Raw genomic sequence first — 22,159 nt, 5'->3', positions numbered from 1 at the left:
ACGCACTTCCCCGGTGGTTCTCAAACGAGAAAAAGCCAGTCACGAGGACTGGCTTGAGTTTGTTTAGTAAATATTGCGTTTGCTACGGGCGACGTCGACCCGTAAACAGGCTGACCAGGAACAGAATAATACCGACGACGAAGACAATTTTCGCTGCCCATGCCGCGGTACCCGCCAGTCCACCAAAGCCCAATGCGGCGGCAATTAACGCGATAACCAGAAATATAATGCCCCAACGAAACATAAGCCTCTCCTTTACCATAGTTAATGTCGGCCGCTAAACGTGAGCGCTCAGGTCACTCACCGGCTTTTCCAGAATCGTTTTTATTTCGCCCGCGGTTTTCAGCCTTACGGGCGAATGGTACTGCTTTACTTCGTTTTCAGATCGTTTTTGACGCTTTTCACACCATCAATAGCTTTCGCAATTGACTCGGCACGATCGCTTTGTGCCTGATTCTCAACCGTACCGGACAGCTGGACCACACCATCAGTGGTTTCAACTTTCACCATACGGGATGGCACGATGTCGTCAGCTAACAGTTTAGCTTTGATTTCGCTGGTAGTTGCTGCATCTCCGGCATAGCCCTTCACGGACGATTCTTTGCTGTCACGTACGTGCAGTTTGTCGCTGACGGAGCTTACGCCCTCAACGCCTTTCGCCACTTTAACGGCTTCTTCGGCCTGGGTCTGGCTTTCAACGAAACCGCTCAGGGTAACAACCTTGTTGTCGGTTTTTACAGAAATATCGGTGCTCTTAATGGAGTCGTGATCCACCAATGCGGCTTTCACTTTTGCTGTGATTGAGCTGTCATCCATGAAATTACCGACTTTATTCATAGAGCTATCGATTTTTTCCCCTGCAGTATTGGCGGAACTTTGCGCTTTATCCATAGTGCTGGATTCCGCCAGAGCAGAACCGCTTACCAGGACACTACCCAACGTTACAGCCAGCAGAGTTTTAGAAATCTTCAGTCTTGTCATATTCATCGATTTATTCCTGTGTTTTGCCCGTTATTTGGGCGACATACTTCCCTAAATCTTGGTTTTATATATTGCGAATTAACACCGGGGCAAAATGGAGAACCAATGGACATGCATTGAACAGTTAATTCATCCACGCCCGGTGCTAAACACTGAGTTAAATATAGATCACAATCAGAGGGGTGCATTCAGAATTGGGGAAAAAACGAACGAATAGCGAAAAAATGCGGTGAATTAAGAACATTCCGCAAGGGTTTAATAACACAGGAATTAAAGAAGAGCACGGCGGCTGCCGTGCTCTGAGAGGGAATTAATGCTCGCGCGTTTTGCGGAACTGAACATCAGGATAACGTTCCTGCGTCAGGTTCAGGTTAACCATGGTCGGGGCGATATAGGTCAGGTTATCGCCACCGTCCAGCGCCAGCTGAACTTCGTTCTTACGTTTAAATTCTTCGAATTTCTTCACGTCTGAACATTCAACCCAGCGGGCGGTCGCCACGTTCACCGATTCGTAAATCGCTTCCACGTTGTACTCGCTCTTAAGACGGGCAACCACCACGTCAAACTGGAGCACACCCACCGCGCCCACGATCAGATCGTTGTTAGCAATAGGGCGGAACACCTGTACAGCCCCCTCTTCGGAAAGCTGGACCAGGCCTTTCAGCAGTTGCTTCTGCTTCAGCGGATCGCGCAGGCGAATGCGGCGGAACAGTTCTGGCGCGAAGTTCGGGATACCGGTGAACTTCATCATTTCGCCTTGCGTGAAGGTATCGCCAATCTGAATGGTACCGTGGTTGTGTAAACCAATGATGTCACCCGGATAGGCTTCTTCTACATGCGAACGGTCGCCCGCCATGAAGGTCAGCGCGTCGGAGATCACCACGTCTTTACCGATACGGACCTGACGCAGCTTCATGCCCTTCTCGTACTTACCGGAGACCACGCGCATAAAGGCAACGCGGTCGCGGTGTTTCGGGTCCATGTTGGCCTGAATTTTAAAGACGAAGCCGGAGAACTTCTCTTCCTTTGCTTCTACTTCGCGGGTGTCGGTTTTACGCGGCATTGGCTGCGGGGCCCACTCCACCAGACCGTCGAGCATATGGTCAACGCCAAAGTTGCCGAGGGCGGTACCGAAGAAGACCGGGGTAATTTCACCGCTCAGGAACAGCTCTCGGTCGAACTCGTGCGACGCGCCTTTAACCAGCTCCAGCTCATCGCGCAGCTGCGCGGCCAGTTCTTCACCGACCGCTGCGTCCAGATCCGGGTTGTCCAGACCTTTCACGATGCGCACTTCCTGAATGGTGTGACCCTTACCGGTCTGGTACAGGTAGGTTTCGTCTTTATAGAGGTGGTAAACCCCTTTGAACAGCTTGCCGCAGCCAATCGGCCAGGTGATTGGCGCGCAGGCAATCTTCAGCTCGTTTTCCACTTCATCCATCAGCTCCATCGGATCACGGATGTCACGGTCGAGTTTGTTCATAAAGGTGAGGATCGGCGTATCGCGCAGACGGGTGACTTCCATCAGCTTGCGGGTACGATCTTCAACACCTTTCGCGGCGTCGATCACCATCAGGCAGCAGTCCACCGCCGTCAGGGTACGGTAGGTATCTTCGGAGAAGTCTTCGTGCCCCGGGGTGTCCAGCAGGTTCACCAGACAGTCGTGATACGGGAACTGCATCACGGAGGTGGTAATCGAAATACCACGCTGCTTTTCCATCTCCATCCAGTCGGATTTAGCATGCTGGCTGGAGCCACGGCCTTTAACGGTACCCGCGGTCTGGATCGCCTGTCCGAACAGCAACACCTTCTCGGTGATGGTCGTTTTACCGGCATCCGGGTGCGAGATAATGGCAAAAGTGCGGCGTTTGGCCACCTCTTGCAGATAAGGAGACAACGTCATAATCAATTCTTCTTAGGTAAGCGCGGCAGCAGGCCGCGCATCATGGAATACGAAAAATGCGGCTATTTTACCCATCAACAGGGGGCAGGCAATCATTGTTTACACAGGAGCTGCTCCAGTTCGTTCAATGACGTAACGGTCCAGGTCGGCTCGATGCCTTCCGGCAGCATGCGGCCATGCGCATTCAGCCAGACGGTCGACAGGCCCGATCTCATACCTCCCAGAATATCAGATTCTGCCGTATCCCCCACCATCAGCACGCGATCGCGGTCAGGATTGCCCGCTTGCGCCAACGCATAATCGAAAATACGCGGATCCGGCTTCGGTACGCCCACCTCTTCGGAGATCACCAGCGCGTCGAAATGATCGCGCAGGCCGGTGCGTTCAAGGCGAATCTGCTGAAGCGCGGTAAAGCCGTTGGTAATGATCCCAAGCTTCACCTTCCCTTTCAGCGAATCCAGCAAAGAAACGGCGCCGGGCAGCGGCGCGCAGATATCCGCCATCGCATTCAGGAAGGCCTCGTTCAGCACCCCAGGACTCACGTTTAACCGTTCAGCCCACACGTCAAAACGCTGATGCTGAAGCTGTAACGCGGTGATGGCTCCGTTCTGGTAATCCACCCACAGCGGTTTGTTCACCGCCTGATAGTCCTGAAAATCTTCCGCGGTGAACGTCACGCTATAGTCGAGAAACATCCGCTGTAGGCCGCCGAACGAGTCAAACGTAAACAGCGTTTCGTCGGCATCAAAGAAAATCCAGTCCCATTTCATCGTTACAACCTTATTTTCGTTATCCAATCGGCAGAGCCATGATAATGGCGTCTTCACGTCCCTCTGCGGTGGGGTAGTAGTTACGGCGGATAGTCGCCTCGTTGAAGCCTAAGCTTTCATAGAGCGCGATGGCGGCGACATTGGACGCGCGCACCTCCAGCCACAGGGTGAAAACGTCACGGGTTTCCAGCTCACGAGTGAGGTGCTCAAGCAGTTCCCTGCCCAGCCCGCGGCGCTGGTATGCGGGATCGACCGCGATATTAAACAGCGTCGCCTCGTCCAGAACGACCTGCGTGATGGCGAACGCAGCCATCGCACCGTCAACGTCCAGGCGGAGATTTAAATAGCGTTCGCCCTGATTGCTGGCAAACGTCTTTTCGCTCCACGGAAAGGCATGGGCGCGGGTTTCAATCGCGAACGCGGTGGTCAGGTCAGCCGTCGTGAGGGAAGAAATCGTGTTCATATTCGCAAATTTGTTGCCATAGCGCGCTACGCGCTTTTGGGTTGGCTTTCAGTTCGTCCAGCGCTGGCGAGCTGATCTGGCTTCCTTCAAGGGGTAGCTCATCCACCGCCCCGATTCGCCAGCTGTTACAGCGGCTGTCAGAGGGAAGCATCGCGACGCTTTCGGGCGCCAGCTGTAATACCTGATCGTGGGTCACCTTCAGGCTGCGAAGGACATCCTCAATCAGGGGCTCGTTCAGGGCAGGCGGCGCTTCTGCCACCATCACCAGGCGGACATGCGCAGGGATGGAGATGGCTATTTCGCCCCGCAACGCCGTCGGGCGACGCAAAGCCCACTGGGTGATGCCCAGTTGCTGCAACTGCCAGTCTCGTCGGGATGTCATAGCGAAAACTCCTGTCTCTCAGGCGCGCAAATATAGCAAATGTGTCGAAACTGCGCCATCTACCTACTATAATCCCCGCCTGAGTTTATTGAGGAACAATTCATGTCTGCATTTACCCCGGCAAGTGAAGTCTTGCTGCGTCACAGTGATGATTTCGAAGAGAGCCGTATTCTGTTTGCCGGAGATATGCAGGATGACCTGCCCGCACGTTTCGACTGTGCTGAAAGCCGTGCCCACACCCAGTACTATCACCACTGGCAAGTGCTGAGCCGTCAGATGGGCGAGCGCGCGCGCTTTAGCCTGGCGGCGGAGCAGAGCGATATTGCTGACTGCGATACGCTCATTTACTACTGGCCGAAAAACAAGCCGGAAGCCCAGTTCCAGCTGATGAACCTGCTTTCTCTGCTGCCGGTCGGCTGCGATATTTTTGTTGTCGGTGAAAACCGCAGCGGGGTGCGTAGCGCAGAGCAGATGCTCGAAGACTGGGCGCCGCTGACGAAAATCGACAGCGCCCGTCGCTGCGGCCTGTACCATGGTCGTCTGGAAAAACAGACCACCTTCGATGCCGACGCCTTCTGGGACGAGTACCAGCTTGACGGCCTGACCATTAAAACCCTGCCGGGCGTGTTCAGCCGTGATGCGCTCGATACGGGCAGCAAGCTTCTGCTGTCCACCCTGACGCCTCATACCAAGGGCAAAGTGCTGGACGTCGGCTGTGGCGCGGGCGTGCTGTCAACGGTTCTCGCCAGTCACTCACCAAAAGTGCGTTTAACCCTGTGTGACGTGAGCGCTCCGGCGGTAGAAGCCAGCCGCGCCACGCTTGCTGCGAATGGCATTGAAGGCGACGTGATTGCCAGCAACGTCTTCTCCGATGTGACCGGTCGCTTTGACATGATCATCTCTAACCCGCCGTTCCACGACGGAATGGAGACCAGCCTTGAAGCGGCGCAAACGCTGATCCGTGGCGCAACCCGTCACCTCAACAGCGGCGGTGAGCTGCGTATTGTGGCGAACGCCTTCCTCGCATACCCGAAAGTGCTGGATGAAACCTTTGGCTTCCACGAAGTGATCGCCCAGACGGGCCGCTTTAAGGTCTATCGCACCGTGATGACGCGCCAGGCGAAAAAGTAACCCCCCGGTCCGGCGATGGCTGACGCTGCCATCGCCCAATTTTGCAGCAATCAAAACAACGTGCGCAATTTTCTGTTGACGTAAAGCTGAAAACATCTAGAATGCGCCTCCGTGGTTACGATACTTTTACAGTGTCGATGGTATGCGAAGGTGGCGGAATTGGTAGACGCGCTAGCTTCAGGTGTTAGTGTCCTTACGGACGTGGGGGTTCAAGTCCCCCCCCTCGCACCATAAATCACGTTGATATTGCTCGCACTGGGCGAAGGTGGCGGAATTGGTAGACGCGCTAGCTTCAGGTGTTAGTGTCCTTAGGATGTGGGGGTTCGAGTCCCCCCCCTCGCACCAACGAGGCGATATCAAACCAGTAAGATGACTGTGCGAAGGTGGCGGAATTGGTAGACGCGCTAGCTTCAGGTGTTAGTGTCCTTACGGACGTGGGGGTTCAAGTCCCCCCCCTCGCACCAATTATCTTACATCCTCTCAGAAGTCCCTCTTATTTTTCTCTTTTATTTCAAACTCATCAGAATCACCAGCAGTCCACTGATTAGCGCCACGCATGAAGGCAGCAGGACATAATGCCGTAACTGTTTGTGCCAGATCATCGCGGATGTCACCAGCAAGCCTGAAACAATCATTGCTTTCCAGACATCAATGGGGAGATCGGTAAACATCAGCCCACCGATAATGGAACCAGGCAGTAATATTCCCCACCCACTTCCCAGCGCTTTGCTCAACATGGTTTCACCTCTCGCACTGATAATGATAACCAGTATCATATGATAGTAATTATCACTTGTCAGCAGGCGACGTAAGAAATTGCGCCAGCAATTGCTTTCCCATAATGACAGAGAATGTGTAAGGTGATAAATTGCCCACCTGTTAACTTCCGATAAAGTTTTTCTGATAATAAAAATTCAATTTTGTAGCGACCAATATTACACAACAACACCTTGCTCATTGTTTTAATTGAGTTTTAATAAAAACGCACGCATATGACATCACAATCCTGGCTGTCTTTAGTCAACAAGAAATATCAGCTATCTTTACGTTTGTTTTTATTTCTGAACGCCGCATCAGCATTGTTCTCGGTAACAAATCCTCTCTATTCCGTGCGTGTGTTATCAGTCCCGCTCTTTGCCGTACTGACTATCAGCACAGGCTTACTTATCTGGCACTGGAAAAACAGCACGCGAAAAATAAATATCCCTGTTGTTTCAGCTATTTTTGGTCTTTTATGGGCCTGGCAGATCGTCTCTAAATTTCTGTTAATCACGCACGATCACGCGACCTATTTAATGATGGCGCTATTAACAGTGCTTTTTATAGGGTCTCTGGCGTTCGCGAGTAATATTAAAGCCTTTACGTTACATTCATTTCCCGCCTTTATATCCTGCCTGTGGCTTAGCCCGTCCGAAAACTGGCTGAGAATGGCCTATTTTTTCGCGCTGCCGGTGGTCGCCATTGGTATCCATCATGTTCTTCAGCGGCGCAATGACCGTTTCGCCCAGGAGCTGCTTTCCGAACTGCTGGAGGAGCGCGAAACCCTGACCGATCTTAGCATGATGGACCCGCTCACCGGCCTGTATAACCGTCGCGGGCTGCAAAGCCGGCTGGAGAACCTTCCCAGGCCTGACGCTGGCGAGCACTTCGTGCTGCTGATGGATATCGACCACTTCAAAGCCTACAACGACCATTACGGCCATATGATGGGCGATCAGGCCTTGATCAGGGTCTCGGCTGCGATACGCGACGCCGTGCGCTCACGCGATGTTGTCGCCCGGTTTGGCGGGGAAGAATTTATGGTGCTGTTGAGTAACATCCCGCTGGAGCAAGCGCGCCAGACGGCTGAACGCATACGTCAGAAGGTTTACGATCTTAAAATCCCCCATATGTTTAACGAAAGCGTCGCCACTAACGTGACCATCAGCATCGGCATCGCCATGTTCGAAGGTGAAGACGTTGAGGGCGCGCTGGCGAAAGCGGATAAAGCCCTCTATGAAGCCAAGCATATGGGACGTAACAGCATTCTGCTGAGCGAAGAGCTTCATACTGCCTGAAACCGCCTTCACAGCGCCAGGATAAAACGCTTGCGCTTGGTTTTATCTATAGTTAGGATTGGCAATCATTATCATTTAGATTTGTAATCCACACTATGGCGACTCGTACCGCACACATCGTTGAGCCCCTGCTCTGGCGAGCTCCACTCTCCGCCGGGGAAACGACGCTTGCGGATGCCATTCGGGAAAAAATTGCCGTAACGCGCGCCCATCTGCTGGATTTCATCAAACTGGATGAAGCACCGCCGCATCATGCGCTGACGCTGACTGAGTGGCAACGTCCTGCCGAGCTGCGGTCGCTGCTGGCAACCTATTCCGACCATATTTATCGTAACCAACCTACCCTGACGCGGGAAAATAAACCGCTGTTATCCCTCTGGGCACAGTGGTATATCGGGCTGATGGTGCCGCCCGTCATGCTAGCCCTGCTTACCCAGGAAACGATGCTCGATCTCTCGTCGGAACATTTCCATGTTGAATTTCATGAAACCGGGCGCGCTGCCTGTTTCTGGATTGATGTACATGAAGATCCGAGCGCGAGACACCTGTCAGCGCAGGCGCGTATGGAACGGCTGATTACAAGAGCGCTGGTTCCGGTCATTGATGCGCTGGAAGCGACGGGAGAGATTAACGGCAAACTGATCTGGAGTAATACCGGGTATCTTATCCACTGGTATTTAACGGAAATGAAGCCGCTGCTCGGCGACGAGAAAGTGGATGCACTGCGTCAGAGCTGTTTCTTTGCCAGACAGCTATCGGATGGACGGGATAACCCTCTTTACCGCACCGTGGTTCCGCGTGAGGGACTTCTGGTACGTCGTACCTGCTGTCAGCGCTACCGTCTGCCGGACGTCCAGCAGTGCGGCGATTGCACGCTTAAGTAGTCTGGCCCGGCCTGATACCCGCAGTGAGAGAGAACAAACACTAAAAACGGCAACCTGCGTTGCCGTTTTGCTTTTACCTAAGCGACCTGCTCATTTTCCTCTTCTCCATTACGCTGTGCTTCTTCCGCTTCCTGCTGAAGCAACTGTTTCTCGTACACCTTGAAGAACGGGAAATAGATAATCGCGGAAACGCAGGCCAAAACCAGCACCAGAATGGCTGCACGGAAATCCCAGCCCAGCGCCCAGGCGGCACCAACCGGAGCCGGTGCCGTCCACGGCACGACGGAAATCACGCGGCCAATCAGATCAAACTTCATCGCTGCCCATGCCAGCACGGCATTAACCATCGGCGCCAGCAGGAAAGGAATAAAGAACACCGGGTTCATCACAATCGGCGTACCGAAAATCACCGGCTCATTGATATTGAAAATGCTTGGCACCACGCTCAGACGTCCAATAGAGCGCAGGTGCGCGGAGCGGCTACGCAGATAGCAGAACACCAGACCCATCGTCGCCCCCGATCCGCCGATAACGATAAAGAACGTCCAGAAGGCTTCCATAAAGATGTGTGGCAAAGGCTGGCTTGCCGCCAGCGCGGTCTGGTTCGCCCCCAGGTTCGTCAGCCAGAACATTTGCAGCATCCCGGAGACAATCGCCGCGCCGTGGATCCCGGCAAACCACAGCAGGTGGCCAATCAGCACCGCCAGCAGGATCGCAGGCAGCGAGTCAGCCGCAGAGACCAGCGGTTTGAATATCGACATGATGGCCTGTGGGATCAGCATACCGAACTGCGACTGGATCAGCAGACTCAGCGGATAGAGCGTCAGCACCACCAGCAGCACCGGGATCAGCAGATCAAACGAGTTTTTGATCATCGGCGGAACCTGGTCTGGCAGGCGGATCCCGATATTGTGTGCTTTCAGGAAACGCATCATCTCAACGCAATAGATCGCCACCAGAATCGCGGTGAAAATACCGGTCCCTCCCAGGCTATCGACCGGCAAAGCGCCTTTGGTTTTAGGGGCGGCGACCAGCAGGAACGCCATCAGCGACAGCATCGCGCACATGAACGGATCCAGCTGATGGGTTTTAACGTAATGTTTGCCCAGGTTGTAGGCAATAGCCGCACAGATATAAAGGGACATCACCCCCATTGTCATATCAAACGGCGTCAGAATTTGGCCTTCAAACTGCTTCGCCATATCCAGCCAGGCGCGAGCAAAACCCCAGGTGGTATCAGGCGAAAAAGGTGGGTAAGCGAACACTAACAGAAACGAGCCCACAATCATAAACGGCATCGCTGAGATAAACCCGTCACGAATAGCCATAACGTGACGCTGGGAAGAGATGCGCCCGGCAATAGGGCTAACATAATTTTCAACGAAGCGGAAAATCAGATTAAATGCAGCATGGTTGGCAGACATAGCAGATCTCCTGTCATACGTTCGTTTCGGACGTTCTCACGTCACACGTTGTTCCATACATCAGCGTCACAACCTTGCCGAATCGTGTACCTGCGGTACTGCTCAAACGGAATGGTTTCATAATTAGCTCTTATTATTAGATACAGGGGAAGTTACACACTCAGTATTAATCTGTGCATCACGCTCTGCAACCGGTTACTGTAACCGGTTTCTGTGAATGTGAAGGCGATCCAGAAATCGCCCCTGACGGATATTTGTTACTTAAGGGATATTTACAGCGACTAAATTCTTATGACAGATTACGCAGGATATTTGTCAGGAGGAATCAATGAGTTTGCAGTCTGTACAACAGTTTTTTGCCGAACACGCTCCGGATATAGAGATCATTGAGCTTAACCAAAGCACAGCGACTGTTGCCCTTGCTGCTGCCGCGCACAACGTTGAACCCGGCCAAATTGCCAAAACGCTGTCACTAAAAATTAAAAATGACGTGATTCTGGTGGTTGCAAAAGGCGATGCGCGTCTGGATAACAAAAAGCTTAAAGAGACATTCGGCGCAAAAGCCCGCATGCTCAGCAGCGATGAGGTAGTCACCCTGACAGGTCATCCTGTTGGCGGCGTCTGCCCTTTCGGACTGGAAAACCCGCTTTCTGTTTACTGTGACATCACATTAAAACAATACGCGGAAGTGTTACCCGCAGCGGGCGCCATCCACAGTGCGGTGCGTATATCGCCCGACAGAATGGCGGAACTGACCGCAGCAAAATGGGTGGATGTGTGCATTTGAACGATGCGCCAGAAGAACTCTGGCGCATCATTTAACGCTAAGAGAATGAAGGAACGGTGAGAGCGGAACGACGAACTTCCCGGGCAGGGAGATGCGCCAGGATATCCGCCGCATCCAGTAATCCCACGTCAGAATTGACGCCCAGCTTTACCATGGCGTTAAACTTATGCGCCCGGATAGTTTTAATATTGCGTTCAAGCTGTGCTGCAATTTCAGGGATCGAAAAACCCGATGACATATAACGCAGAATCGCCCTCTCGGTTGGGCTTAACATACGATTGCTAACACACCAGTGATTGTACATGTTGTCGTTCACCTGATGCGTTTCGCTGAGTAATGTCTTCAGGCCCTCCATTAGCTGCTTTAGCGGAACCGATTTACTGATGATTCCATGCAAGCGAGAAGGCGAAAGATGGCTGACCAGCCTCGCCTCCATTTCGTCAGAGGCCAGCACAATACGCTGGACGTCGCTGTGGGTGAAGGTGAGATCCCGTAAACAGGCAAGACAGTTTCTCCGCTCCTCACGCTCATCAGACAGTGAATAGATAACCGCATAGAATGAGATATCCGAGAGCGCCGCTTTAAAGCTGGCGAATCTGCTAAACAGGTGCACCTGGTAATGGCTCAGGCTGGGCATCGCAAAGAGATGCTTCAACCCCACAGCGCTCATTGAGCAGCTTTCGATGACGGCGATATGTCTTGTTGCAGTGGTCTTTTCCATTCCTCAAACTCTCCATAAGCCGACATTAAACTGAGTTCTCGCATTCCCTGGGTACTGCTTATCCACGCGTACATATCGGCATTACTGCGAAGTGATAAGCGACGCATTGCACTGTTTTTCTGTGCGCTGATCGTTTTATTACTTTTATTCAGTAGTGTGGCAATTTGGTTGATTCCCCAACCTTTACCGAGTAAACGCAACACCTTGCGTTCAGAGTGAGTGAGTGCAATCATTTGCTCACTCTCCTCTTCAATATCGGGCGTTTCCGGTATTAATAACGTCTGGCTTATTCGCTCGGCACGTTCACTGCCCGCGCGAATAGCGTTAATGACGCCTTCAATAGGCTCCATATCTGAAAGCAGCGTGCTTTCCGGACGCATAAGAAGCTCTACTGCAAGCGGATAAAGAGGACGCGAGACAAGGAATATCCAGTGAATATCCCGATACTGATTCATTAATCCATAATACTGCTCAAGCGTGCCGCGAGGATTACGATACTCACCCGAAATATCGGCAATAACGACCCCGGCGCGACGCAACTGAAGTAGCGTCAACTCCTGCATCGAACGGCAGTACGTTATCTCAAAATCGGGAAAATGACGCGACATGACGCCACCTAACCCATTTTGCATAACCGGCACTCTGCTAATCACAACTCCGTGTTTACCATTCAATGGCAACATAGACCCTCCATGTCATGAATTCATTATTTAAGAACGAACTAACCCTACGAGGTTAAACACGTTTGTATTCCTTAGTACAAAACGGCTTAATATTCGTAAACCAGAAGAAATGTCACATGGGTTATGAAACGCCCAATACAGTCTTAATATCGCATAAAGACTACAAGAATTTAATTCTGGTTGTGTGAAAAGATCGAAAATATGAAATTAGAAATACTTAATATATTTTTTTTATAAATTCTCGTCACATATTCATTAAATAAATAAAGATACGGCCTCTTCGCCATGCTGGACACGCAACTGATCGCACAAATGTTGATCTGGCCCAGCGCAAAGGGCCCTGCCCTTTGTGTTAAAAGTAAGCAATCTCTCTTCTCTTCAGGGCGTTTCATGCAGGCAAATCGGTCTACGCAACGTGCTACCACGCGGCTATGTATTCAGTGCGGACTTTTTCTTTTACAACACGGGGCAGAAAGCGCCCTCGTCGAAGAACTTTCCACACGCCTTGGTCTGGCGCTGGGGATGGACAGCGTTGAGAGCTCCATCTCGTCAAATGCCATTGTACTGACCACCATTAAAGACGGACAGTGCCTCACCTCCACTCGTAAAAATCATGACCGCGGCATTAACATGCACGTCGTGACGGAAGTGCAGCACATTGTGATCCTTGCTGAACACAGGCTGCTCGATCTGCGGGAAATAGAGAAACGCTTCAACCAGATCAAACCTCTCCGGTATCCACGCTGGCTGGTTGTGCTGATGGTGGGACTCTCCTGCGCCTGCTTCTGCAAGCTCAACGCGGGCGGCTGGGACGGCGCTGTCGTGACCTTCTTTGCCAGCAGCATCGCGATGTATGTCCGCCAGTTGTTGACGCACAGGCAACTGCATCCGCAAATTAACTTCTGCATCACGGCATTTGTGGCGACAACCGTATCCGGCCTGCTTTTGCGCCAGCCTTACTTCGCCAGCACGCCTACTGTTGCGATGGCCGCCAGCGTATTGCTGCTGGTGCCGGGTTTTCCCTTAATCAATGCCGTCGCTGATATGTTCAAAGGCCACATCAACACCGGTCTGGCGCGCTGGGCGATAGCCAGCCTGCTGACGCTGGCGACCTGTATCGGGGTGGTAATGGCCATGACACTCTGGGGGTTACGCGGATGGGCGTGATCGATTTTCTGCTCGCACTGGCGCAGGACATGCTCCTGGCAGCCCTTCCCGCCGTTGGCTTTGCGATGGTGTTTAACGTCCCGCAGCGTGCATTACCCTGGTGTGCGCTGCTGGGTGCCATTGGCCACGGGTCACGTATGATCATGATGACCGCGGGCTTTAATATCGAATGGTCGACGTTTATCGCCTCCATGCTGGTCGGCAGCATCGGTATTCAGTGGTCCCGCTGGTATCTGGCGCATCCGAAGGTGTTCACCGTGGCGGCAGTCATTCCTATGTTCCCGGGTATTTCAGCCTATACGGCGATGATTTCCGCCGTCAAAATCAGCCACTTTGGCTACAGCGAACCGCAGATGATCCTGCTTCTGAGCAACTTCCTTAAAGCCTCGTCGATTGTGGGCGCGCTCTCCATCGGCCTGTCGATCCCCGGCTTATGGCTTTACCGCAAACGTCCACGCGTATAATAAAATAGCTTGCAATTGTATCGTGCACTATCTATATTCATTTCATGGACGCAAAAATGAACGACACCACTAACGCGCTTCTGCTGGATAACCAGCTCTGTTTTGCCCTCTATTCGGCAAATCTGGCGCTTAACAAGCTCTACCGGCAACTGCTGGCGCCGCTTAACCTGACCTACCCGCAATACCTGGTGATGCTGGTGCTGTGGGAGCAGGATGATATTACGGTATCAGACATTGGCGAGCGGCTGTTCCTGGATTCCGCCACGCTGACGCCCCTGCTGAAACGCCTGGAAAGTGCAGGATTAATCTTCCGCCAGCGTTCCCGTCAGGATGAGCGTCAGGTCGCCGTCACCCTGAGCGACGCGGGTCGGGCGCTGCAACAGCAGGCCGTGACGATACCCCACGCCGTGGGCTGTGCAGCGCAGTGTGATACCGACACCATGCTGGCGCTCAAGCACCAGCTCGAACTTTTGCGCCAACAGCTTCATCGCGCGTAAGGCTATACTTTACGCGCCTGATTTTAACTTAATACATCGCGCGCTATTTAATAGTGCATATAAACGTAAGATGAGGAACCTGCCATGTCTTTAGAAAAAGTTGTCTACACTGCCAAAGCCAAAGCAACCGGAGGCCGTGATGGCCGCGCAACGTCTTCCGATGGCGTTCTGGATGTCAAACTGGGGGTCCCCAAAGAGATGGGTGGCATGGGGGGTGAAGTAACCAACCCTGAACAGCTGTTCGCTGCGGGTTACTCCGCCTGCTTCCTGGGCGCAATGAAGTTCGTTGCGGCACGCGACAAATTCGCTCTGCCAAAAGATGCCTTTATTGAAGGCGAAGTGGGGATTGGCCCGCTGCCAACCGGTTTTGGTATCGAAGCGAAGCTGAACATCCACGTTGAAGGGATGGACGCAGCGGAAGCCAAAAAACTGGTGGATGCGGCGCATATTGTCTGTCCGTACTCTAACGCGACGCGCGGCAATATCGACGTGACGCTGAACATCATCGCGTAATCAGCTCCTGTGATTTTAGCCCCGGTAAGCGTAACGCCGCCGGGGAAATCCTCTCCTTTCCTCTCCTCTCTCTGTGCTACCATAACCCTCAATCACGCCCGTAGTAATCAGTTGAGAAAGTGTTATGTCCTCCAGAATCCTGACCACCAGCATTGCTGGCATTGATGCCTTTATGCGCGATCCTCGCGGTGTGTTGACGCACGCCGAAGGCGGCACGCTCGCGGTATTTGCCGACAACGCCCCGGCGTTTTATGCGGTCACGCCGGAACGTCTGGCGCAGCTTCTGGAAATTGAAGCGAAGCTGTCGCGCCCGGCGAGCGATGTCATGCTGGATAATCAGTTTTTTGGCGAACCCGCCAGCGCTCCGGTGGCCGTTCCAATGGGGAAATTTCCCATGTACGCCGGTTGGCAGCCGGACGCCGATTTTCAGCGGCAGGCGGCCTTATGGGGAATAGCCCTCGCGCAGCCCGCGACGCCAGAAGAGCTGGCGGCCTTTACCGCATACTGGCAGGCTGAAGGAAAAGTCTTCCACCATGTTCAGTGGCAGCAAAAGTTCGCGCGCAGTCTGCAAATCAACCGCGCCAGCAACAATGGCCAGCCAAAACGTGATATCAATGCCTTTTCAGAACCGGACAAAAAAATCCCTGATGGATTCCGAGGTGCGAAATGAAAAACGTCGGCGACCTGATGAAACGTTTGCAGAAGATGATGCCCGCCAACGTGAAGCCCGCCTTCACCACCGGTGAAGAGCTGCTGGCGTGGCAAAAAGAGCAGGGTAAAATTCGCGCGGCTGCCCTCGCCCGCGAAAACCGCGCGATGAAAATGCAGCGCACCTTTAACCGCTCTGGCATTCGCCCTCTGCACCAGAACTGCTCCTTCGAGAATTATAAGGTCGAGTCGCAGGGGCAGATGAACGCCCTCAACCAGGCGCGCCAGTATGTGGATGAATTTGACGGCAACATTGCCAGCTTCATCTTTAGCGGAAAACCCGGCACGGGGAAAAATCACCTTGCGGCCGCTATCTGCAACGAGCTGCTGCTGCGCGGGAAGTCAGTGCTGATTATCACCGTGGCCGATATTATGTCCGCCATGAAGGACACCTTCAGCAACCGCGAAACCAGCGAAGAACAGCTGCTGAATGATTTAAGTAACGTGGATTTGCTGGTCATCGACGAGATCGGCGTCCAGACGGAGTCCCGCTACGAAAAAGTGATCATCAACCAGATTGTCGATCGCCGTTCGTCGTCAAAACGCCCAACAGGTATGCTGACGAACCACAATATCGACGAGATGACCCGACTTCTTGGCGAGCGGGTGATGGATCGCATGAAGCTGGGTAACAGCCTGTACGTCATCTTCGACTGGGACAGCTACCGCAGCCGCGTCACCGGCAAAGAGTATTAAGATATTTCCAGGGAGCGCCGGAAGAGCAGAGGTATATACTGAACCCACTTCTGGCCCAAAACGGACCTTGTTGAGTAAATCATTATGAAAAAACAGTTTCTTATCAGCATCCTTACTGGCGCCCTGCTGGTGACTGGCGCAGCGCAGGCCGCATCATGGCAGGAGTCGCTCTCCAGCGCAGCAAGTGAGTTAACCAAAGAGAGCGGCTCTTCCCAGGGCGGGCTGTCAGCCTCGTCCCTCACCGGCCTGCTGAGTAACAGCTCCCAAAGCCTGAGCGCCGGCACGATGAACAATGCGGCGGGCATTCTGGAATACTGCGCGAAGCAGAAACTGGCTTCCGTCACCGATACCGAAAACATCAAAAACCAGGTGCTGGGTAAACTGGGTCTGGACACCCAGGAGCAGAAAGCGGACACCAACTATATGGACGGTATTCAGGGCCTGCTGAACGCGCAAAATGGCCAGCAGCTGAACCTCAGCACCCTTGGAAATTCATCTCTGGCGAAACAGGTGAAAACGAAAGCCTGCGATCTGGTGCTGAAACAAGGCGTTAATTTCCTCTCCTGATCGTCTCCCATTTTCTACCACAACACGCCAGGTTTATTACGTTAGTCTTACACCGCGGCGTGAAGTGCGTTTTTTTATCCCCTGCCACCACCTCAGCCTCCGTATACCACGATGCGACTGTATTCAAAAATCCGATTTTATAAACCAAATCCTAACAACAGCACACTTTCGTGACACTAAAATTGCAGCTAAGCGACATCGCAATTACATTGTATTACCCAAAAAATAAGCAATTAGCCGGCTAAGCGTCCGGCATGATGAGGATCTGCTGTTGTCAGAGTTAATATCCCTTGTCCTTTTCCTGGCTTCCATCGGCGTTTATGCCTGGAAAGCCGGTCGTCACACCTGGTGGTTTGTGGCCACCCTGGTGGTGCTCGGCATTTTTATTGTTTTAAACATTACGTTATATGCCAGCGATTATTTTACCGGCGACGGTATTAACGACGCGGTGCTCTACACGTTGACCAACAGCCTGACCGGCGCTGGTGTAGGTAAGTATATCCTTCCGGGTCTGGGGCTGGTGGTCGCCCTGGTGGGCATCTTCGCCGCGCTGGCCTGGGTTCTGCGCCGTCGCCGTCACCGTCCGCATCATCATGGCTACAGCCTGCTGGCGCTGTGCCTGGCGCTGGCCTCCGTGGATGCCAGCCCCGCATTCCATCAAATTACCGAGCTGGTAAAATCCCAGTCGCGCGATGGCGACCCGGACTTTGCGGCCTATTACAAAGAACCCTCGAAGAAGATCGACAATCCCAGACTCAACCTGGTCTATATCTACGGCGAAAGTCTGGAGCGCACCTATTTTGATAACGATGCTTTCCCGAACCTGACGCCAGAGCTTGGCGCGCTGAAAAACCAGGGCCTCGACTTCAGCCACACCATGCAGCTCCCTGGCACGGATTACACCATCGCCGGGATGGTGGCCTCCCAGTGCGGCATTCCGCTGTTCGCTCCGTTTGAAGGCAACGCCTCCGCCTCGATGTCGAGCTTCTTCCCGCAGAACATTTGCCTCGGCGATATCCTGAAAAACTCGGGCTATGAAAACTACTTTATGCAGGGCGCTAACCTGCGCTTTGCCGGGAAAGATGTGTTCCTGAAATCCCACGGTTTCGATCACTTGTATGGTTCCGAAGAGCTGAAAACCACGGTGGCCGATCCGGCCTACCGCAACGACTGGGGCTTTTACGACGATACCGTTCTGGATGAAACCTGGAAGAAATTCGAGGAGCTTTCCCGCGCCGGTAAACGCTTCTCGCTGTTTGCGTTGACCGTCGACACGCATCATCCGGATGGTTTTGTCTCACGCACCTGTAAACGTCAGGGCTACGACATTGACGGTAAAAACAACAAGTCGTTCAGCGCCGTGACCTGTAGCCAGGAGCATATCGCGGCGTTAATCGAGAAAATCAAAGCGTCGCCGTATTTCAAAAATACGGTCATCGTCGTCTCATCTGACCATCTGGCGATGAAAAACAGCGCCTGGGATGAGCTGAATAAGCTGGATCGCAGCAACCTGTTCTTTGTGCTGCGCGGCGATAAACCGCAGCAGGAGATCATTGCCGCTAAACGTAACTCGATGGATAACGGCGCTACCGTGCTGGATATTCTGGGTGGCGATAACTTCATTGGACTGGGTCGCAGTACGCTGTCGGGCCAGTCCCTGTCGGAAATCTTCCTCAACATGAAGGAAAAAATCCTCGCCTGGAAGCCGGATATCATTCGTCTGTGGAACTTCCCGAAAGAGATAAAAGACTTCACCATCGATCAAGATAAAAAAATGATCGCGTTCTCCGGCAGCCATTTCCGCCTGCCACTGCTGCTGCGCGTGTCGGATAACCGCGTCGAGCCGCTGCCGGAAAGCGAATACTCCGCGCCACTGCGCTTCCAGCTGGCGGAATTCGCCCCGCGCGATAATTTCGTCTGGGTCGACAAATGCTACAAAATGGGCCAGCTCTGGTCGCAACAGCTGTCGCTGTCCACCGACTGGTGCGTCTCTCAGGGGCAACTCGGCGGCGAGCAGGCCGTGCAACACGTTGACAAACCGCAGTGGCAGGGAAAAACCGCGTTTAAAGATACGGTTATTGATACCGCACGCTATCAGCGCAACGTAGACCTGCTGAAAATCGTCGACAACGACATTCGTTATAAAGCAGACAGCTTCATCTTTAATGTTGCCGGCGCGCCGGAAGAGGTGAAGCAGTTCAGCGGTATTTCGCGGCCGGAATCATGGGGGCGCTGGTCTAACGCCCAGTTAGGCGATGAGGTGAAAATTGAATATACCCATCCGCTGCCGGAGAAATTCGATCTGGTGATCACCGCCAGGGCATTTGGTCCCAACGCAAACCGTCCTATACCGGTGCGCGTCGGCGATAAAGAACAGACGCTGACGCTGAGCAATGATGTCACCACCAGCACGCTGCACTTCGATAACCCAACGCGCAGCAATACGCTGGTCATTGTGCCGCCCGATCCGCAGTCCACTAACGAAGGGAATATTCTCGGTCACGCTCCGCGCAAGCTGGGGATCGGCATGGTGGAGATTAAAATTGTGAGCAGCGCTGGCTGATGACGGCGTTCACCCTTCGCCCGACGCGCATCGACGACGTCGCTGCCCTGCCCGCCATCGAACGTGCGGCGGGGCAGCGGTTTCGCGACGTTCCTGAGCTGGCCTGGCTGGCAGACAATGAGGTTATTTGTGTTGAAGATCACCTCGGTTACGCCGGACGCGGATTAAGCTGGCTGGCGCTGGCTGACGACAGGCCTGTGGGCTTTATTCTCGCCGAAGCTCATCCATCGTCACTGTTTATTGTGGAACTGTCGGTTCACCTGGACTGGCAGGGACGAGGTCTCGGACGCCAGTTAATCGCCCGTGCCGCCGCGCATGCCCGCTGTCTGGGGCTGAACTCGCTGACGTTAACGACGTTTCGTGATGTCCCGTGGAATGCGCCCTTCTACAGGCGATTAGGGTTTGAAATGCTGACGACGCTGACGCCGGAACTGCGCCAGAAACGCGAGGAAGAGACGGCGCACGGTTTAGCGTATGGTTCCCGCTGCGCCATGCGCCTGCCTCTGTAAGATCGCCCGGTGGCGTTGCGCTTACCGGGCCTACAAAACCCAATTCCGCAGGCCGGGTAAGGCGCAGCCGCCACCCGGCAAAACGCACAGCGTCAGAACGTTTCCCAGTTATCGCCCGCATCTGCGGTCGCCGGTTTACGCGCCACTACCGGAGCGGCAACGCTTTTCGCGGAGGCGAACTCGCGCGCCTTCATCTGTTCCTGCTGAATACGGAACACCGCAACGGCCTGCGTCAGACGGCTCGCCTGCTCTTCCAGTGCCGCGGCCGCCGCCGCAGACTCTTCCACCAGCGAGGCGTTCTGCTGGGTCACGCGATCCATCTCAGCCACCGCCAGCCCAACCTGGTCGATACCGCGGCTCTGCTCGTCAGACGCAGACGCGATTTCGCCCATGATGTCCGTCACGCGCGTTACCGCATTCACGATCTCACCCATGGTTTCACCCGCGCTTTCCACCAGCGTTGAACCAATTTCCACGCGCCCCACGGAGTCTTCAATCAGACTCTTGATCTCACGGGCCGCCTGGGCGCTGCGCTGCGCCAGGTTTCGGACTTCACCTGCAACCACCGCAAAGCCGCGGCCCTGCTCGCCCGCACGCGCCGCTTCTACCGCCGCGTTCAGCGCCAGAATATTGGTCTGGAAGGCAATCCCGTCGATCACGCTGATGATATCGGCGATTTTCTGCGAACTGCCGGCGATATCGCGCATGGTCTGCACCACGTTATCCACCACCTTGCCGCCTTTCTGCGCGGTTTCAGACGCGCTCAGGGCCAGGTTGCTCGCCTGACGGGCGTTCTCGGCGTTCTGCTTCACGGTGGCAGTCAGCTGTTCCATGCTGGCGGCGGTCTCTTCCAGAGAGGCAGCCTGCTGTTCGGTACGGGATGAGAGATCGTTATTACCCATCGAGATTTCGCTCGCACCGCTGTAAATGGCGTTTGCGCCGTTACGCACGTCACCCACGGTACGCACCAGCTCGCCCTGCATGTGGCGCAGGGAGTCAGCCAGTTCCCCCATCTCGTTGGAGCCTTCCACGTCGATGCGCTTCACCAGGTCGCCGCTGGCGATATGACGAATGCTGTCAATCAGACGGTTCAGCGGCGAAATCAGCGCCTGACGAATACCCAGCCAGACGGCAACAATCACCACCAGCACCGCAGCCAGCACGCTAAACAGCACCCAGATAGCCTGGCGGTAAGAACTGTTGCTGTCTTCAACCGCGGTCTGATACAGCGCGTCGTTCTGTTGCAGATAGGTGACGTACTGCTTCTCAAAGCCATCCTGATAGCTCTGGGTCGGCTGGTCGAAGAACTCATTGATCTTGCCCGCCCCCAGCAGCTGGATCAGCTCGGCCAGCGCGCCGTGGTAGATATCGTAATTACGTTTGATTTCCAGTGCCGCAGCGTCGCTCTGACGCGGGTCGCGCGGCAGCGCTTCGTAATCCGCCCAGTTTTTTTCCGCCTGTTTCAGAGACGCAGAGGCAATCTGCATCAGCTCGGCGACGGTTGAGCCGCTACCGATATTGTTCTGATCCATCATATAGCGGATACCCGCGCGGTTCAGAGTGTTACGGGTTTGCAGCAGCGCCACCCAGCTACCGTTCAGGGTGGATTGTTGCTGGCGAATGGTTTGCAGGATGGTGAAATTCTCTTTGTCATGCTTCAGGGCATTGAAGAAAAGACCACCGGATGTGAGTTGTAAAAGGCCAAATATCGCTAAAACCAGCAGTAAGCTGGTGACAATCTTGATACGATTTAACATGTTTTCTCTTTCCTCAGACAGATACAGAATTTTCGGCCTGGAAAGGGAAAACTTTACGAAAATCATCCTGGAATTTAGGGTTTTTACTCTTCGTCCCGCGCGGCAATATGTCGGTTTCCAAGTTCAATAAATTCTTCCAGCAGCGCCGTGAGCTGCGTCATCTTCTCCGGGGTATATTCCGTCTCAATCTGCTGGTACGCCTCTTCCACCTGAGCCTGAGCACGCTGGTACAGCGCGTTGCCTTCTTTCGTCAGCGATACGTACAGCTTGCGCTGGTCATTCACCGGCTTTAAGCGCAGCACCAGACCGTCGCGCTCCATCCGCGTCAGAATGCCGGTCAGGCTTGGGCGCAAAATGCAGGTGCGGAACGCCAGATCGTGAAAATCCATGGAGGGATGCTCGGCCAGCACGCGGACGATACGCCACTGCTGCTCGGTCAGATTATGCCGCTTCACTATCGGGCGGAAGTAGCCCATCGCCGCTTCACGCGCCTGCAAAAGCGCGATGGTTAATGAGTCATGCATCACCTTCCCCT

The 22,159-nt window shown here is 53.8% G+C and carries 25 protein-coding genes and 3 tRNA genes; 16 read left to right on the top strand and 12 right to left on the bottom strand.

Features of this window, described 5'->3' with window-relative positions; translation table 11 throughout:
* Positions 1 to 82 precede the first annotated feature (82 nt).
* From ACOTX4_RS14190 to ACOTX4_RS14165, 6 genes are all read right to left on the bottom strand, one after another.
* Positions 83 to 244 (bottom strand): DUF1328 domain-containing protein, encoded by a 162-nt coding sequence (locus tag ACOTX4_RS14190; protein ID WP_003856556.1) that lies wholly within the window; start codon positions 242 to 244, stop codon positions 83 to 85.
* 125 nt (positions 245 to 369) lie between these two features.
* Entirely contained in the window at positions 370 to 987 is a 618-nt protein-coding gene (gene osmY / locus ACOTX4_RS14185; protein WP_003856559.1) for a molecular chaperone OsmY, read from the bottom strand.
* Positions 988 to 1,291: 304 nt separating this feature from the next.
* Positions 1,292 to 2,881 carry a peptide chain release factor 3 gene (gene prfC / locus ACOTX4_RS14180; RefSeq protein WP_003856562.1) on the bottom strand — a complete coding sequence of 530 codons (1,590 nt, stop codon included), beginning with the start codon at positions 2,879 to 2,881 and terminating at the stop codon, positions 1,292 to 1,294.
* A gap of 92 nt (positions 2,882 to 2,973) precedes the next feature.
* Entirely contained in the window at positions 2,974 to 3,651 is a 678-nt protein-coding gene (gene yjjG / locus ACOTX4_RS14175) for a pyrimidine 5'-nucleotidase (protein ID WP_003856564.1), read from the bottom strand.
* A 19-nt stretch (positions 3,652 to 3,670) separates the two neighbouring features.
* The gene (gene rimI, locus ACOTX4_RS14170) at positions 3,671 to 4,114 is read right to left on the bottom strand and encodes a ribosomal protein S18-alanine N-acetyltransferase (RefSeq protein WP_063136693.1); all 444 of its coding nucleotides are present in this window, start codon (positions 4,112 to 4,114) and stop codon (positions 3,671 to 3,673) included.
* A complete protein-coding gene (locus tag ACOTX4_RS14165; RefSeq protein ID WP_003856566.1) occupies positions 4,083 to 4,496 on the bottom strand; it encodes a DNA polymerase III subunit psi in 414 nt (137 codons plus the stop codon). Before ACOTX4_RS14165 ends, rimI begins: the two co-directional genes overlap by 32 nt.
* Before the next feature lie 102 nt (positions 4,497 to 4,598).
* Between ACOTX4_RS14165 and rsmC the strand changes: the two genes are divergently transcribed.
* The 4 genes from rsmC (at position 4,599) to ACOTX4_RS14145 (ending at position 6,091) form a co-directional block, all read left to right on the top strand.
* Entirely contained in the window at positions 4,599 to 5,627 is a 1,029-nt protein-coding gene (gene rsmC / locus ACOTX4_RS14160) for a 16S rRNA (guanine(1207)-N(2))-methyltransferase RsmC (RefSeq protein WP_063937913.1), read from the top strand.
* A gap of 144 nt (positions 5,628 to 5,771) precedes the next feature.
* A tRNA-Leu gene (locus ACOTX4_RS14155) sits at positions 5,772 to 5,858 on the top strand.
* A gap of 28 nt (positions 5,859 to 5,886) precedes the next feature.
* A tRNA-Leu gene (locus ACOTX4_RS14150) sits at positions 5,887 to 5,972 on the top strand.
* Between the two features lie 32 nt (positions 5,973 to 6,004).
* Positions 6,005 to 6,091: transfer RNA gene (locus ACOTX4_RS14145), tRNA-Leu, on the top strand.
* Positions 6,092 to 6,133: 42 nt separating this feature from the next.
* On the opposite strand, the gene ACOTX4_RS14140 is transcribed toward ACOTX4_RS14145, so the two are convergent.
* On the bottom strand, positions 6,134 to 6,403 hold the full coding sequence (locus tag ACOTX4_RS14140) for a DUF1435 domain-containing protein (RefSeq protein WP_032628028.1): 270 nt from the start codon (positions 6,401 to 6,403) through the stop codon (positions 6,134 to 6,136).
* A gap of 216 nt (positions 6,404 to 6,619) precedes the next feature.
* On the opposite strand from ACOTX4_RS14140, the gene ACOTX4_RS14135 reads away from it, so the two are divergent.
* Positions 6,620 to 7,684 (top strand): GGDEF domain-containing protein, encoded by a 1,065-nt coding sequence (locus ACOTX4_RS14135; RefSeq protein WP_003856569.1) that lies wholly within the window; start codon positions 6,620 to 6,622, stop codon positions 7,682 to 7,684.
* A gap of 95 nt (positions 7,685 to 7,779) precedes the next feature.
* Positions 7,780 to 8,568: a siderophore-iron reductase FhuF gene (fhuF, locus tag ACOTX4_RS14130; RefSeq protein ID WP_003856570.1), complete on the top strand. Its 789-nt coding sequence runs from the start codon at positions 7,780 to 7,782 to the stop codon at positions 8,566 to 8,568.
* 77 nt (positions 8,569 to 8,645) lie between these two features.
* Here fhuF and ACOTX4_RS14125 read toward each other — a convergent pair whose 3' ends face one another.
* Positions 8,646 to 9,992 carry a PTS sugar transporter subunit IIC gene (locus tag ACOTX4_RS14125; RefSeq protein WP_063937912.1) on the bottom strand — a complete coding sequence of 449 codons (1,347 nt, stop codon included), beginning with the start codon at positions 9,990 to 9,992 and terminating at the stop codon, positions 8,646 to 8,648.
* A 328-nt stretch (positions 9,993 to 10,320) separates the two neighbouring features.
* Here ACOTX4_RS14125 and ACOTX4_RS14120 point away from each other — a divergent pair, with 328 nt between their 5' ends.
* Positions 10,321 to 10,779 carry a YbaK/EbsC family protein gene (locus ACOTX4_RS14120; protein WP_003856572.1) on the top strand — a complete coding sequence of 153 codons (459 nt, stop codon included), beginning with the start codon at positions 10,321 to 10,323 and terminating at the stop codon, positions 10,777 to 10,779.
* 37 nt (positions 10,780 to 10,816) lie between these two features.
* Here ACOTX4_RS14120 and bglJ read toward each other — a convergent pair whose 3' ends face one another.
* Complete coding sequence (bglJ, locus tag ACOTX4_RS14115; RefSeq protein WP_003856573.1) at positions 10,817 to 11,449, bottom strand: DNA-binding transcriptional activator BglJ; 633 nt, start codon at positions 11,447 to 11,449, stop codon at positions 10,817 to 10,819.
* Positions 11,446 to 12,183, bottom strand: a complete 738-nt coding sequence (locus tag ACOTX4_RS14110) for a helix-turn-helix transcriptional regulator (protein WP_003856574.1) — start codon at positions 12,181 to 12,183, stop codon at positions 11,446 to 11,448. The genes bglJ and ACOTX4_RS14110 overlap by 4 nt, the downstream gene beginning before the upstream one ends.
* 390 nt (positions 12,184 to 12,573) lie before the next feature.
* Here ACOTX4_RS14110 and ACOTX4_RS14105 point away from each other — a divergent pair, with 390 nt between their 5' ends.
* The 9 genes from ACOTX4_RS14105 (at position 12,574) to ACOTX4_RS14065 (ending at position 19,867) form a co-directional block, all read left to right on the top strand.
* The gene (locus ACOTX4_RS14105) at positions 12,574 to 13,350 is read left to right on the top strand and encodes a threonine/serine ThrE exporter family protein (protein ID WP_022650357.1); all 777 of its coding nucleotides are present in this window, start codon (positions 12,574 to 12,576) and stop codon (positions 13,348 to 13,350) included.
* A complete protein-coding gene (locus tag ACOTX4_RS14100; RefSeq protein ID WP_003856576.1) occupies positions 13,341 to 13,814 on the top strand; it encodes a threonine/serine exporter in 474 nt (157 codons plus the stop codon). Before ACOTX4_RS14105 ends, ACOTX4_RS14100 begins: the two co-directional genes overlap by 10 nt.
* Positions 13,815 to 13,858: 44 nt before the next feature.
* Positions 13,859 to 14,311: a MarR family winged helix-turn-helix transcriptional regulator gene (locus tag ACOTX4_RS14095; RefSeq protein ID WP_032608457.1), complete on the top strand. Its 453-nt coding sequence runs from the start codon at positions 13,859 to 13,861 to the stop codon at positions 14,309 to 14,311.
* Between the two features lie 84 nt (positions 14,312 to 14,395).
* On the top strand, positions 14,396 to 14,824 hold the full coding sequence (locus tag ACOTX4_RS14090; RefSeq protein WP_003856578.1) for an organic hydroperoxide resistance protein: 429 nt from the start codon (positions 14,396 to 14,398) through the stop codon (positions 14,822 to 14,824).
* A gap of 124 nt (positions 14,825 to 14,948) precedes the next feature.
* Positions 14,949 to 15,494 carry a primosomal protein DnaT gene (dnaT, locus tag ACOTX4_RS14085; protein WP_045331751.1) on the top strand — a complete coding sequence of 182 codons (546 nt, stop codon included), beginning with the start codon at positions 14,949 to 14,951 and terminating at the stop codon, positions 15,492 to 15,494.
* Entirely contained in the window at positions 15,491 to 16,228 is a 738-nt protein-coding gene (dnaC, locus tag ACOTX4_RS14080; protein ID WP_003856580.1) for a DNA replication protein DnaC, read from the top strand. Before dnaT ends, dnaC begins: the two co-directional genes overlap by 4 nt.
* 84 nt (positions 16,229 to 16,312) lie before the next feature.
* Positions 16,313 to 16,795: a DUF2501 domain-containing protein gene (locus ACOTX4_RS14075; protein ID WP_045331749.1), complete on the top strand. Its 483-nt coding sequence runs from the start codon at positions 16,313 to 16,315 to the stop codon at positions 16,793 to 16,795.
* Between the two features lie 271 nt (positions 16,796 to 17,066).
* Positions 17,067 to 19,358 (top strand): phosphatidylglycerol--membrane-oligosaccharide glycerophosphotransferase, encoded by a 2,292-nt coding sequence (gene opgB, locus ACOTX4_RS14070; protein WP_045331747.1) that lies wholly within the window; start codon positions 17,067 to 17,069, stop codon positions 19,356 to 19,358.
* Complete coding sequence (locus ACOTX4_RS14065; RefSeq protein WP_045331745.1) at positions 19,358 to 19,867, top strand: GNAT family N-acetyltransferase; 510 nt, start codon at positions 19,358 to 19,360, stop codon at positions 19,865 to 19,867. Before opgB ends, ACOTX4_RS14065 begins: the two co-directional genes overlap by 1 nt.
* A 92-nt stretch (positions 19,868 to 19,959) precedes the next feature.
* Here ACOTX4_RS14065 and tsr read toward each other — a convergent pair whose 3' ends face one another.
* The gene (gene tsr / locus ACOTX4_RS14060; RefSeq protein ID WP_045331743.1) at positions 19,960 to 21,624 is read right to left on the bottom strand and encodes a methyl-accepting chemotaxis protein; all 1,665 of its coding nucleotides are present in this window, start codon (positions 21,622 to 21,624) and stop codon (positions 19,960 to 19,962) included.
* Positions 21,625 to 21,707: 83 nt separating this feature from the next.
* The gene (gene hpaR / locus ACOTX4_RS14055) at positions 21,708 to 22,148 is read right to left on the bottom strand and encodes a homoprotocatechuate degradation operon regulator HpaR (RefSeq protein WP_045331741.1); all 441 of its coding nucleotides are present in this window, start codon (positions 22,146 to 22,148) and stop codon (positions 21,708 to 21,710) included.
* Positions 22,149 to 22,159: the final 11 nt, after the last annotated feature.

The organism is Enterobacter cloacae complex sp. IR5459 (assembly GCF_049238005.1).
Lineage (GTDB): Bacteria > Pseudomonadota > Gammaproteobacteria > Enterobacterales > Enterobacteriaceae > Enterobacter > Enterobacter hormaechei_C.
This window is presented reverse-complemented; position numbering and strand designations above follow the sequence as displayed.